The 13561-nt window shown below is 71.5% G+C and carries 7 protein-coding genes and 1 rRNA gene; 5 read left to right on the plus strand and 3 right to left on the minus strand.

Annotated features, from left to right (window positions below; genetic code table 11):
• The first annotated feature begins 265 nt into the window (after positions 1-265).
• The gene (locus TNCT6_RS16080; RefSeq protein WP_141360017.1) at positions 266-2365 is read left to right on the plus strand and encodes an asparagine synthase-related protein; all 2100 of its coding nucleotides are present in this window, start codon (positions 266-268) and stop codon (positions 2363-2365) included.
• Here the strand turns inward: TNCT6_RS16080 and TNCT6_RS16085 are convergent.
• Both TNCT6_RS16085 and TNCT6_RS16090 read right to left on the minus strand, forming a co-directional pair.
• Positions 2352-4421 (minus strand): sigma-70 family RNA polymerase sigma factor, encoded by a 2070-nt coding sequence (locus tag TNCT6_RS16085; protein ID WP_141360018.1) that lies wholly within the window; start codon positions 4419-4421, stop codon positions 2352-2354. The two genes, TNCT6_RS16080 and TNCT6_RS16085, sit on opposite strands and share 14 nt — an antisense overlap.
• Before the next feature lie 183 nt (positions 4422-4604).
• Positions 4605-5372, minus strand: a complete 768-nt coding sequence (locus TNCT6_RS16090; protein WP_141360019.1) for a TetR/AcrR family transcriptional regulator — start codon at positions 5370-5372, stop codon at positions 4605-4607.
• A 396-nt stretch (positions 5373-5768) separates the two neighbouring features.
• Here TNCT6_RS16090 and TNCT6_RS16095 point away from each other — a divergent pair, with 396 nt between their 5' ends.
• Positions 5769-7145 (plus strand): NAD(P)/FAD-dependent oxidoreductase, encoded by a 1377-nt coding sequence (locus TNCT6_RS16095; RefSeq protein ID WP_141360020.1) that lies wholly within the window; start codon positions 5769-5771, stop codon positions 7143-7145.
• A gap of 234 nt (positions 7146-7379) precedes the next feature.
• Entirely contained in the window at positions 7380-9056 is a 1677-nt protein-coding gene (locus TNCT6_RS16100; RefSeq protein ID WP_141360021.1) for a SpoIIE family protein phosphatase, read from the plus strand.
• Positions 9057-9122: 66 nt separating this feature from the next.
• Here the strand turns inward: TNCT6_RS16100 and TNCT6_RS16105 are convergent, their stop codons facing one another.
• The gene (locus TNCT6_RS16105; protein WP_172633214.1) at positions 9123-10394 is read right to left on the minus strand and encodes an MFS transporter; all 1272 of its coding nucleotides are present in this window, start codon (positions 10392-10394) and stop codon (positions 9123-9125) included.
• Positions 10395-10570: 176 nt separating this feature from the next.
• On the opposite strand from TNCT6_RS16105, the gene TNCT6_RS16110 reads away from it, so the two are divergent.
• Together TNCT6_RS16110 and TNCT6_RS16120 are read left to right on the plus strand one after the other, a co-directional pair.
• The gene (locus tag TNCT6_RS16110) at positions 10571-11134 is read left to right on the plus strand and encodes a MarR family winged helix-turn-helix transcriptional regulator (RefSeq protein ID WP_141360023.1); all 564 of its coding nucleotides are present in this window, start codon (positions 10571-10573) and stop codon (positions 11132-11134) included.
• A 639-nt stretch (positions 11135-11773) separates the two neighbouring features.
• Positions 11774-13299, plus strand: a 16S ribosomal RNA gene (locus TNCT6_RS16120).
• Positions 13300-13561 lie beyond the last annotated feature (262 nt).

The following is a 13561-nucleotide window of genomic DNA, read 5'->3' on the forward strand; positions in this document are numbered from 1 at the left end:
CGATCCCGCTTCCCAGTGCCGACTACGGCTCCCACCACGGTACTTGAGGGCGCGAAGGGTGTTGCGGGGAGCGCATCAGGGGGCGCATTCGAGTCGCGGAAGCCTTGCGCGGTACGGGCGTTCGCCACCACCGCGGCAGGCGCACGGGGGCGTGTGCGGTGCACCGAAGGCGGCTCCGCCTCCCCTCCGGCGCGCCTCCTTCGTGGCAGCATGGTGACCCGGTTCGTTGCGGTGCACTGGGTGCCCACAGGCGGTGGAGGCTTCGATGCGGTGGTTGGTGGGATGGAGCAGCACCGCCGCGGGCGTCACCGGACTCGGCTCCGCCGGTGCCACCGGACAGGACGGCCAGACCCTGCACCCGGTGGGCTCCCAGCTCCTGTGGGGCGACCCCGACCCGCTGTGGGCGGTCGGCGACTGGCGCCCGGACGAGGTCCGCGTGGTGCAGGCCGACGCCCGGACCAGGATCGCGGTGCTCGGCATCTGCGGGGCCTCCGACGAACAGCTGCGGGTCGGCCTGTTCGCCGCGCGCGGGGGCGCGCTCAGGCATCTGACGGCCTGGCCGGGAAGCTACACCGCTGTCGTGCAGGTGGGCCGCCGCATCACCGTCTGCGGCGATCTCGCCGGAGCCCGCCCGGTGTTCCACACCCCGTGGGCCGGCGGCACGGCGTACGCGACGGCCGCGCTGCCGCTGGCCGACCTCATCGAGGCCAACCTCGACTTCGGGCACCTGGCCGCCCTGCTGGCCGCCCCCGACGTACCGGCCGCGCTGGACGACTCCACGCCCTACGAGGGCGTACGGCGCATCCCGCCGGGGCACGCGCTGATCCTGCGGGCGGGGGCGCGTGAGGTCGCCGGGTACGAGCCGGTCGCCTCGCTCGCGGTGGCCGCACCGCCGGCCGACCCGGACAGCGCGGTCGACGCGGTGCGCGACGCGCTGGTGGAAGCCGTCCGCGCCCGGCTGTCCGCGCCCCGGCACGTGCCCGACATCGACCCCGGCCCGGTGCCCGGCATGGGCCCCGCCGAGCGTCGCGCGGCCCGCGGGATGCCGGTGCCGGGCATCGGGGCCGACCTGTCCGGCGGACCGGCCTCGGGCACGCTCGCGCTGCTGGCCGCCGGGCTTCCGGGCCGGCCGGGCACCCTCCTGGGCCACGGCACGGGAGCGGGGGAGCGCCTGCTCGCGGTCACCTTCAACGACCTGACGGCCGACGGGCGCGAGGCCGAACTGGAACGCGCCGGGACGCTCGCGGCCAACCCCCGCCTGCACCACGTGGTGGTGACCGGCGGCGAGGACGTGCTGCCCTACGCCGAGCTGGACGGCCCCCTCACCGACGAACCCGGCCCGTCCCTGATCGCGGCGGCACGGCACCGCGCACGGCTCGCCGCGGGCAGCGCGGACCACTTCACCGGCCACGGCGCCCGGCAGGTCCTGGACGCCCACCCGGCGCGCCTGGCCGACCTGCTGATGGATCGCAAGCGCCGCCACCTGGTCCGGCCCGTCGCCGCGCTCGCCAAGGCAGACGGATCGGTCATGGTGCCCGCGCGCGTGTACGGCGCGGCGCGGCGGCTGGCGCGGACGCCCTACCGCGCGGGACTCGACCTGCTCGCCGAACGGCTGATGCACCGCCGCTTCGACGAGCCCGGGGGCACCGTCGGGGCGTCACTGGCCGCACTCACCTGGGCGAGACCCGGGCCGGCGGCCCGATGGCTGACCGGAGAGGCACTGGCTGAAGTATCGGTTCGCCTGCAAGGGGTGACGATCCGCTCGGGGGTGGGGCCCGGGCAGCGGCCGGGCGACTACCGCGCGCGTGCCGCCCTCGCCCGGCAGGCGGCGGACCTGCGGGTGCTGGAGCAGGCGGCCGAGGTCCGCTCCCAACGGCTGCACACACCCTTCCTGGACAACCAGGTCGTCCGTGCCTGCCGGGCCCTGCCGGAGGCCCTGCGGGTGCAGCCGGGCGCCCGTGCGGTGATCCTGCGCACGGTCCTCCAGGGCGCCGGGGTGGGCGACCTGCCACCCGGCTGGGGCGCCCCCTCGCACGCCTCGGCCGCGGCGGCGTCCCGCACCGGCCTGCGCGTGGCCGTGAACGACCTGGTGGACCTGTTCGCCACCCCCCTGCTCGCCGAGGCCGGACTGGTGGAGGCCCGTGTGGTCCGCAAGGCCCTGCGTGCGGCGGCGCAGGGCGAGCCGCTGCCGCTGGACGGCCTGGCGGAGCTGGTGTCCCTGGAGCTGTGGCTGCGGCGCCTGCTGTCCCGCCGCGGCACCTGCTGGACCGGCACACCCGCGCGTGCCCGCGCGGTACCTGCGGGCATCGCCCCGCAGCGGGGCGCGCTGGCCTCCGGCGGCCGGCCGAGCCCTAGCGGCAGGTGAACCCGGACTCGGCCCAGTCCGCGAGGGCCACGGTGTCGAAGGCGCTGTGCGGCTCGACGACCAGCCGTACGGTCCGGTGGCCGGCGAGGCTCACATGGACGGGGACAGCCGGGTCGCCGCCCGCGATCGTCCCCGAGTTCCACACGCGGACGCCGTCGGCGTACACCGAGAAGGAGACCCGGCCGAGCCCGGCCGTCAGATCGTCGACACCGACCACGGCGTCGTAGGCGGAGCACTCCCGGTTGAGGTCGATGGTGACGGAGGACTCGCCGTGCACGGTCACCCCGTGCGCGTACCGCTTGCCGGCGATCGACAGGCTGTGGCGCTGCCACACCCAACTGCTCGCGCCGAGCCGCATCTCGGGGCGGGTGCCGTCTCCGGTGATGTCGTACTTCAGCTCGTTCCACGGGTAGACCACCGGCGCGGGCGGGGGAGTCGGCGTGGCGGTGGGCGCGGGCTCCTTGGTCGGGGCGGGCGTCGGCGACGGTGACGGCTCGGGTGCCGGTGTGGGGACGGCGGCGGGGGGCGGCGTCGCCGCGGCGGGAGGCACCGGAGGCTCGGCGCCCGGTGCCGGCTTCGGTGCGGGCCTCGGCGGCTCGGGCTTCGGCTTCGGTGCGGGCCTCGGCGGCTCGGGCTTCGGCTTCGGTGCCGGCCCCGGCGGCTCCGGCGTCGGTGCGGGTGCGGGCGCAGGAGGGGGCGCCGGTGTCGGCGGCTGGGGCTCGACGACCGGGACGGACGCGGCGGGCCGCGCCTCCGGCTTCCCGGCCGGGGCCTCCCCGCCGACCAGCGCGAGCGCGACCGCCGCGGCGGCCACGGCGACCACACCGGCCGCGATCCCCGCCTTGATCGGCGCGCCCAGCCCCTCCGAGGCCGCCGCGCCGCCGCCACCGGAGGCACCCCCGGACGCGGTACTCGCGGCCCCTGCCGCGCCCGCCGCGCCCGCGCCGCCGGCGACGATGCCCAGCGCCTTGGCGTACCCGGCGGCGCCGAACCAGCCGATGACGGCGACCGGGACCACGGCGGGGATGCCACCGGCGACCTCCGCGATCTGCGCGGCCGCCAGCCGGCACTTGGCGCACTCCTCCAGGTGCTTGCGCAGCCCCCGCTCGGCACGGGTGCGCAGCTTGCCGCGGGCGTAGCCGCCGAGTTGGTCGGCGTACCGAGCGCACTCCTCGTCGGCGGTGAGGGCGGCACTGACATGGGCCTGGAGGTAGGCCTGCCGCAGACCCTCCCGGGCCCGGCTGGCCAGCACCCGCGTGCCGTTGGCGTCCAGCCCGAAGAGCGTGGCGACCGCGCTCGGCGACTCGTCCTCGACCTCCGTGTGCCACAGCACGGCCTGCCACCGCTCGGGCAGCGAGCGGAAGGCCCGCATGGCCATCGACTGCTCGGCCCGGTGCATCGCGCGCACGTCGGCGCCGGGGTCCAGGCCCGCTCCGAAGGAGCCGGTGGACGCGGCGTCCTCCGCCGGCTCCGCGGCCCGCCCCGCCTGCGCGGCGAACACGGCGAAGTCGTCGACCAGTTGCTCGCGCCGGGCGGTGCTGGTCCACCGCGCGGCGACCCGCCGGACGGTGGTGAGCAGATAGGCGCGTACGGCGTGCTCGGGGCCGGAGCCGCCGCGCACCGCCTGGAGCACCCGGGCGAACACCTCGGCGGTCAGGTCGTCGGCGGTGTGGGAGTCCCGGCAGCACGTGCGCGCGTACCGGCGTACGGCGTCGGCGTGGCGCCGGTACAGCTCCTCGTACGCGCTGTCGTCGCCCGCGCGCACCCGCCCGATCAGCTCGGCGTCCGACGGCGGCAGGTCCGCCGAGAGCGCAGGCTCCGCCGCGGACGGCTGCTCGCTCGCCTCGAGCCGCTCGCGCTGCGCCGGTACGCCGCCATGTGCCGGGGAGCCGCCCTGGACCGGTACGCCGCCCCGTGCCCGGGGGCCTCCCTCGGCCCGACCGGTGCCGCGCGGAACCCCGGACGGTCCGCCCTGGGCCGGCACCTGCGGAGAATCCGGCCCGGCCGTCCGCGATCCGCCGTCACCGACGCCGTCATCACGCCCGTCAACGCTCATCGCGCAAACGCCCCCGTAGCCGGCCAGACCGTCCCGATCACCGGGCCAGACTGCCACACCGGCCACCGCCGGGCCCCAGCGGCAGGGATCCTCCACCCGTCCGTGGGGCCCGGTCGTAGCCGGGTACCGTCCTCACCCGTAAGAGGACGGCCCGCCGGACACGTCTCACGCGAGGGACACGGCTCACGCGGGCCGCGAGCGCAACCCCTCCAGCAGGATGTCAAGCAGCCGGGCCGAAGCAGCCGCCTGCTGCGCCGCGTCCGGCAGCGAGGGCGCCGCCGTCGCGATGACCAGCAGCACGTCCGACACCGACACGTCCGGCCGCAGTTCGCCCGCCGCGCGCGCCCGTTCCACGAGCCGGCCCACGACCTCCAGCAGCGCCGCCGCCCCCGCGTCGTCCTCCACCGCGCCGGACTTGGACGCCGCCCCGTCGGCGACGAGCCTGAGCTCCCCGGAGCCCGGCTGGGCGCGCTGCTGCGGCACCCGGGGGTCGGCCCGGTCCTCGGTGACCGAGACCCGCAGCACCTGCGGCGGCAGCAGCCGCCCGGCGCCGGAGGCCACCGACGTCCGCAGGAAGCGGGAGAGCGCCGACCACGGCTCGTCCTCCTGGCCGAGCGCGGCCCGTGCCTGGTCGGCCAGCCGGGAGGTCTCCTCCTCGGCTATCCGCCGCACCAGGACGTCCTTGCTCGGGAAACGCCGGTACACCGTGCCGACGCCGACCCGGGCGCGCCGCGCCACGTCCTCCATCGGCGCGCCGTACCCCAGTTCGCCGAAGACCTCGCGGGCCGCCCGCAGCACGTGCTCGAGGTTGCGCTGTGCGTCCACGCGCAGCGGCGCCGTCCGGCCCGTCCGGGGCTCGTCCCCGTGCGCGTTGCCCGCCGCAGCGCCCATCGCCCCGCCACCGGGTGCCACGGCGGACGCGGTGGACCAATGAGTGCCCTGAATGTGCATATGTGATCCCCCGGTAATGACGTCTCCCCCCGGAGACTCTCCCCGTCCCTGATTCCGGAGTGCGCGGAACGGGATCACGCACGATCGGGCCCGCCCCCGAGAGCCGGTGGTACTCGGCGGGCTCGCTCGGATCACATCCCCCACACCCCGTCGACACACGAACATAGTTGAGAGGGAGTCAATTCAGAAGGGGCAGGTTCCGCACAGAGCGCCCCCCGATCGGAGTACGAGCCGCATACGTCCGTATTGCGCCCCCTTCCGTCTCCCGGCGAACACCCGCTGACCTGCGCCCTTTCCTCGCACGTCGATAATTCGGCCAACCCCGCGCCGCTCCGGCCGACGGTCACACAATTGGTCGGGGCTGTGGACAAACGAGAGCGTCGGGTGCGTCATGGGATGGTGAAGGAACGTGCGCGCATTCTCGTTGTCGGCGGCGGCTACGTCGGGATGTACACGGCCCTGCGCCTGCAGCGGCGGATGAAACAGGAGCTCAGTCGGGGCGAGGCGGAGATCACGGTGGTCACGCCCGATCCCTATATGACGTATCAGCCCTTCCTGCCCGAGGCCGCGGCCGGCGCGATCTCCCCCCGGCACGTCGTCGTTCCGCTGCGCCGCGTACTCGACCGGTGCCGCATCATCGTCGGCGAGGCCAGCTCCATCGACCACGCGCACCGCACCGCGACCCTCACCACCCTCGCCACGGAGGAGACCGGGGGCACCGAGAAGCTGACGTACGACGAACTCGTCCTCGCCCCGGGATCCGTCTCGCGCACCCTGCCCATCCCCGGCCTGATCGACTACGGCATCGGCTTCAAGACCGTCGAAGAGGCCATCGGCCTGCGCAACCACGTCATCGAGCAGATGGACATCGCCTCCTCCACCCGCGACCCCGCGATCCGCGACGCGGCCCTCACCTTCGTCTTCGTCGGCGGCGGGTACGCGGGCGTGGAGGCGCTCGGCGAACTGGAGGACATGGCCCGCTACGCCGCCCGCTACTACCACAACGTCAAGCCCGAGGACATGAAGTGGATCCTCGTCGAGGCCTCGGACCGCATCCTGCCCGAGGTCGGCGAGGAGATGGGCCGCTACACGGTCACCGAACTGCGCCGCCGCAACATCCAGGTCCTCCTGCGGACGCGCCTCGAATCGTGCGCCGACCGGATCGCCGTCCTCAGCGACGGACAGCGCTTCCCGACCCGTACGGTCGTGTGGACCGCGGGCGTCAAACCGCACCCGATCCTCGCCGCCAGCGACCTGCCGCTGAACGACCGCGGGCGCCTGAAGTGCACCGCGCAGCTGACCGTCGAGGGTGTCGAGCACGCCTGGGCCGCGGGCGACGCCGCCGCCGTCCCCGACGTCACCACCGGCGAACCGGGCAGCCTGACCGCTCCCAACGCCCAGCACGCGGTCCGTCAGGCCAGGCTCCTGGGCGACAACATCAGCCACTTCCTGCGCGGCGAGCCCCTGGAGACGTACGCGCACACGTACGCCGGCTCGGTCGCCTCACTCGGACTGCACAAGGGCGTCGCGCAGGTCTACGGGCGCAAACTGAAGGGCTACCCCGCCTGGTTCATGCACCGCGCCTACCACCTCAGCCGGGTGCCCACGGTCAACCGCAAGACCCGGGTGCTCGCCGAATGGATGCTGGCGGGACTCTTCAAACGGGAGATCGTCTCTCTGGGTTCACTCGAACATCCCCGGGCGGAGTTCGAACTCGCGGCCGGTGGAAAACATCCTCTCGACCCGAACATCAACCCGAAAGGGTCGTCCTGACCGGACCGGGGAACTCCGCCGCACGCCCCGGCGTCCAACGGATGTCGGCGCGGTCGGCCACACCACCCAACCGGCCCGCGGCCGAGGACGGGCAGTCGCCCGCCCGGCACGGATGACGCATTCCCGCTGTGCCGCACCCCCGGGACAGTAAGAATGTGCGGTCACCGCCGCGCGGCCCCTGACCCCCGGCCGGGCCCGGAGCTGGCCTGAGACGACGACACGAGGCAAGGATTCGTGAACTTCACGCGCTGGAGCGCCCGGCTCCCCGGAATCAACGGAACGCAGCGCCGCACGGCGGCTCGGCCCGATCTCGCGACCGTCCCGGACCGGCGGGCGGACGGCACCGTACCCCCGGCCCGCGCCGAACAACTGACCGACGAGACGGTGCCGGTGCCCGCCGTCGACGAACTCCCCGCACGCGAGGTCCTCGATCGCGTCCCGGCCCTCGTCGCCCTCGTCCACGGCACCGACCACCGCATCGCCTACGTCAACGACGCCTACGCGGCGGCCTTCGGCGTACGCCCGCTCGGCGGACCCGCCCGCGAGGCCCTGCCCGAACTGCGCGAACTGGGGCTGCTCCCGCTCCTGGACCAGGTGCTGCGCAGTGGCAGGCCCCGCACCCTGAAGTCCCGCAAGGCACCCGACGGCCGCTCGTACACGTTCACGTGCACACCGGTCGCCGAACCGAAGGACGACGGCCGCGGTGTTCTGGTCTTCGCCACCGACGTCACCGACCACGCCGACGCCGCCGAACGCCTGCGTGCCAGCGAGCGCCGGCAGCGCGAGACCGCCGTCACCCTCCAGCGCTCGCTCCTGCCCCAGGTGCTGGAGCAGCCCGACGACCTGCGCATCGCCGCCACCTACCGGCCGGGCGGCACGGAGGCCGCGGTCGGCGGCGACTGGTACGACGTCATCACCCTCGGCGGAGGCCGTACGGCACTGGTCATCGGCGACGTGATGGGCAGAGGGGTGCGCGCGGCCGCGGTCATGGGCCAACTGCGCACCGCAGTCCGTGCCTACGCCCGCATGGACCTGCCCCCGCACGAGGTCCTGCAACTCCTGGACGGCCTCGCCGCGGACATCGACGCCAACCAGATCGCCACCTGCGTGTACGCCGTCCACGACCCCAACGAGGGCCGGCTGGTGTACGCCTCCGCCGGGCACCTGCCGATCCTGGTCCGCGACGAGAACGGCACCGTGCTGCGCGCCGACGAACCCACCGGCCCGCCGCTCGGCACCGGCGGCTGGGTGCACGCCTCCGGCTCGGTCCCGCTGAGCCCCGGCTCCACAGCGGTCCTCTACACCGACGGCCTGGTGGAACGCCGCGACGAGGACCTGGACGAGGGGATCGCCGCGCTGGAACGCGCGCTCGCCGGCGCCACCGGCTCCCCGCAGGTGGTCTGCGACCGCCTGGTCCGCTCGGCCGGTGTGCAGGCCGACCACGACGACGACGTGGCCGTCCTCGTCCTCCAGCACCCCGCCCGCACCGGCCCGGACGGCGAACTCTTCCGCAACGCCGCACTGGAACTGCTCGGCGGAGTGGAAGCGGCCCCACGCGCGCGTGCGTTCGCCTCCGGCGTCCTCGCCAGCTGGCGCTTCCCGCCCGATCTGCACGACCTGGGCGTCCTCGCCGCCAGCGAACTGGTCGCCAACTCCCTCCAGCACGGCACCCCGCCCATGCGACTGCGGCTCCGGCGCACCGACCGCCGCCTCATCGTCGAAGTCACCGACGGCGACGACCACCTCCCCAGGCGCCGCCGCGCCGACCCGGGCGACGAGTCGGGCCGCGGCATCGCCATCATCGCCACCATCGCCACCAACTGGGGTTCGCGCAGAACCCCGGGTGGCGGCAAGGCGGTGTGGTGCGAGTTCACCCTGCCGGAGACAGCGGGCCGGCGGGGCCGGCGCTGAGGCGAACCGTCCGCCGGGCAGCGGGGGTCCGGGGCGCGGCCCCACGGCCGGCCGGCGGGCGCGGGCTCAGGCCTCCGCGCCCACCGGCTCCGCGGCCACGCAGCCCCGAGCGACCACCCGGCTCCGAGCGGCCCACGGATGGTCCTGCGCGGGGCTGAGCCCCCGCCCCAGCCGCAGCGCCAGGACGGTGATCAGGAGCGAGAACAACAGGAACGTCACCACGTACGGCCCCGGCAGCGAGGCCGCCAGCGGCCCGCCCGCGGCCGGGCCGAGCGCCAGCGCGAGCTGCTTCACCAGGGCGAAGGCCGAGTTGTACTGCCCTGCCATCCCCTCCGGAGCGAGGTCCGCCACCAGCGGCGCGACCGTCGGCGACAGCATCGCCTCACCGAGCCCGAACAGGGCGTACGTCGAGATGAACGCGGCCGTGGCCATCGCCCGGCTGCCGTGCCCGAGTCCCGCGTACGCCGCCGCGGCCCACGCCACGGCCCAGATCAGCCCCACGGCCGCGATCATGCGCGACCGCCGCCGCCGCTCCACGAACTTCAGCACGGCGAACTGCGCCACCACGATCATCAGCGTGTTCGCGGCGAGCGCCGTCCCCAGCGTCGACGTGGCCATGCCCGCGGCCTCCACGCCGTACGCGCTCAGGCCCGACTCGAACTGCCCGTAGCAGGCGAAGAACAGTACGAAGCCCAGCACGCACAGCTGCACCATCGCCCGGTTCCCGACGAGCTGCCTCCAGCCGTCCCCCGCCGGCTGTCCGGCCCGCGCCGAGCCGTCGGGGAGCCGCGGCGAGTGCGGCATCCGCACCGTCGACATCAGCACGACCAGCAGCAGGAACACCGCCGCCTCGATCGCGAACAGCAGCGTGAAGGAGGAGACCCGGGTGGTGTCGACGAGGTGCCCACCGATGAGACCGCCGACGCCCAGCCCGAGGTTCTGGAGGAAGAACTGCATCGCGAACGCCCGCGACCGCGTCTCCGAGGTCGAGCAGTCCACGATCATCGTCGCCAGCGCCGGCTGCATCACGGCCTGCCCCGCGCCGAGCGCCGCCGCCGACAGCAGTACGGTTTCGGCTCCGCCCGCCAGCCCCAGGCTCAGGGCGCCGAGCGCGGCCGTGACCAGGGCGGCGAGCAGGACCGGCAGCGGGCCGCGCCGCACGATCGCCCGGCCGGCGAACGGCAGCACGATCAGCGCGGCCACGGCGAAGACGGCGAGGACGATCCCCGCCGTCATGGCTCCCAGACCCCGCACCTGCGCCACATAGACGTACAGGTAGGGAACGGTGAAGCCGAGCCCGAACGCGCTGAGTGCGTTGCCCACGTGGATCCGGCGCATCGCTGCGCCCATCGCCCTGGTCACGTTCACCCTCTCTTAAGCAGGTAGCAAGTAGTGGACATGGATGCTTGAAGTGGTCAGTAGTTAGAACCGAAGACTTCGAAGCTAAAGTTCGAAGCTAAACAGTACACCTGGAAGGACTTCAACGCCAAGCAGTTCCGTGCCATACTGCGGGCATGGGCGACAACCCCGGCGGCACCGACGGCATCGGCACTGAGCCTGCGCTCGAAGAGCAGATCGCCGCCTACCAGCGCGAGTTCCAGGACCTCGACCCCCAGGTCGAGCAGATCGTCTCCGCGCTGTCCCGGCTCAACCGGCGGATGAACGTGGCCTACGGCCGGCAGACCGCCGCGCTCGGCATCAGCAACGCCGACTGGGAGGTGCTGAAGGCCCTCGTCCTCTCCGGCGCCCCCTACCGCCTGGGCCCGAGTGACCTCGCCAAGCGCCTCGGCCTCACCCCGGCCGCGATGACCCACCGCATCGACCGGATGGTGGCCGAGGGTCTGGTCGACAGGGAGCGCGACGAGGCCAACCGCGTCCGGGTCATCGTGGAGCTGACGTCCGAGGGCCGCGAGAAGTGGCTCGAGGTCATGCGGCTGGCCACGGTCTTCGAGGGTGACCTCCTCCAGGACCTGTCCCCGACCGAGCGCACGGCCCTCGGCGAGGTCCTGACCCGGATCCTGCGCCGTGTCGAGCACGCCCAGCCGGACGCCGGCGGCCGGCTCTCCGACCTCGACTGAAAACCCCGGCGGGGACGCTTGACAGTCGCCTGCCAGATCCGTAATGTTCTCCGGGTTGCCGCGGAGCCGTAAGGGTTCCTCGTCGACACCTCCGCCGCATGAGCGGCACTCAAACCACCAGCACGATCTCCCATCCGGGATTGTTTTCGGCGTGCCCGAATTCAATTCGAGTGGGACTTGTCGATCTTGATTCGGCGCCCTGAGGGCCCGATTGGGAATCGCCGAGAGGATCCGCTAGGGTTTGAGACGTCGGAACGGCCCAACGGCCGCGAAGACAAACCCCGCTGACTGGGGGTCAGGTCGAGAAAGGATCTGATAGAGTCGGAACCGCCGGAAAGGGAAACGCGAAAGCGGAAACCTGGAAAGCACCGAGGAAATCGGATCGGAAAGATCTGATAGAGTCGGAAACACCGAAGGGAAGCCCGGAGGAAAGCCCGAGAGGGTGAGTACAAAGGAAGCGACCGTTCCTTGAGAACTCAACAGCGTGCCAAAAATCAACGCCAGATATGTTGATACCCCGTCTCCAGCGTCTGCTGGGACGAGGTTCCTTTGAAAAACACAGCGAGGACGCTGTGTGCGAGGGGATCATTCCTCCTCTCGCACCGCTCTCGTGGTGTTCATCCCGATTACGGGAAAACATTCACGGAGAGTTTGATCCTGGCTCAGGACGAACGCTGGCGGCGTGCTTAACACATGCAAGTCGAACGATGAACCACTTCGGTGGGGATTAGTGGCGAACGGGTGAGTAACACGTGGGCAATCTGCCCTTCACTCTGGGACAAGCCCTGGAAACGGGGTCTAATACCGGATATGAGCCTGGGAGGCATCTCCTGGGCTGTAAAGCTCCGGCGGTGAAGGATGAGCCCGCGGCCTATCAGCTTGTTGGTGAGGTAATGGCTCACCAAGGCGACGACGGGTAGCCGGCCTGAGAGGGCGACCGGCCACACTGGGACTGAGACACGGCCCAGACTCCTACGGGAGGCAGCAGTGGGGAATATTGCACAATGGGCGAAAGCCTGATGCAGCGACGCCGCGTGAGGGATGACGGCCTTCGGGTTGTAAACCTCTTTCAGCAGGGAAGAAGCGAGAGTGACGGTACCTGCAGAAGAAGCGCCGGCTAACTACGTGCCAGCAGCCGCGGTAATACGTAGGGCGCAAGCGTTGTCCGGAATTATTGGGCGTAAAGAGCTCGTAGGCGGCTTGTCACGTCGATTGTGAAAGCTCGGGGCTTAACCCCGAGTCTGCAGTCGATACGGGCTAGCTAGAGTGTGGTAGGGGAGATCGGAATTCCTGGTGTAGCGGTGAAATGCGCAGATATCAGGAGGAACACCGGTGGCGAAGGCGGATCTCTGGGCCATTACTGACGCTGAGGAGCGAAAGCGTGGGGAGCGAACAGGATTAGATACCCTGGTAGTCCACGCCGTAAACGGTGGGAACTAGGTGTTGGCGACATTCCACGTCGTCGGTGCCGCAGCTAACGCATTAAGTTCCCCGCCTGGGGAGTACGGCCGCAAGGCTAAAACTCAAAGGAATTGACGGGGGCCCGCACAAGCGGCGGAGCATGTGGCTTAATTCGACGCAACGCGAAGAACCTTACCAAGGCTTGACATACACCGGAAAGCATTAGAGATAGTGCCCCCCTTGTGGTCGGTGTACAGGTGGTGCATGGCTGTCGTCAGCTCGTGTCGTGAGATGTTGGGTTAAGTCCCGCAACGAGCGCAACCCTTGTTCTGTGTTGCCAGCATGCCCTTCGGGGTGATGGGGACTCACAGGAGACCGCCGGGGTCAACTCGGAGGAAGGTGGGGACGACGTCAAGTCATCATGCCCCTTATGTCTTGGGCTGCACACGTGCTACAATGGCCGGTACAATGAGCTGCGATACCGTGAGGTGGAGCGAATCTCAAAAAGCCGGTCTCAGTTCGGATTGGGGTCTGCAACTCGACCCCATGAAGTCGGAGTCGCTAGTAATCGCAGATCAGCATTGCTGCGGTGAATACGTTCCCGGGCCTTGTACACACCGCCCGTCACGTCACGAAAGTTGGTAACACCCGAAGCCGGTGGCCCAACCCCTTGTGGGAGGGAGCTGTCGAAGGTGGGACTAGCGATTGGGACGAAGTCGTAACAAGGTAGCCGTACCGGAAGGTGCGGCTGGATCACCTCCTTTCTAAGGAGCACTTCTAGGCCGCTTCGGCGGTCCAGGGGCCAGTACATCGGCGAATGTCCGGTGCTGGTTGCTCATGGGTGGAACGTTGATTATTCGGTCAGGACCTCGGGTCGGAGGCTGCTAGTACTGCTCTTCGGAGCGTGGAACGCATGATCTCCGGACGGGATCTGGCCGGGCACGCTGTTGGGTGTCTGAGGGCACGGCCGTCTGGTCGGGTCTTCGGTTGCCGGCCCCGGTGAAGCACCAGAGTGTTGGTGTGTGA

Source organism: Streptomyces sp. 6-11-2, from assembly GCF_006540305.1.
In the GTDB taxonomy this organism is placed as follows: Bacteria; Actinomycetota; Actinomycetes; order Streptomycetales; family Streptomycetaceae; genus Streptomyces.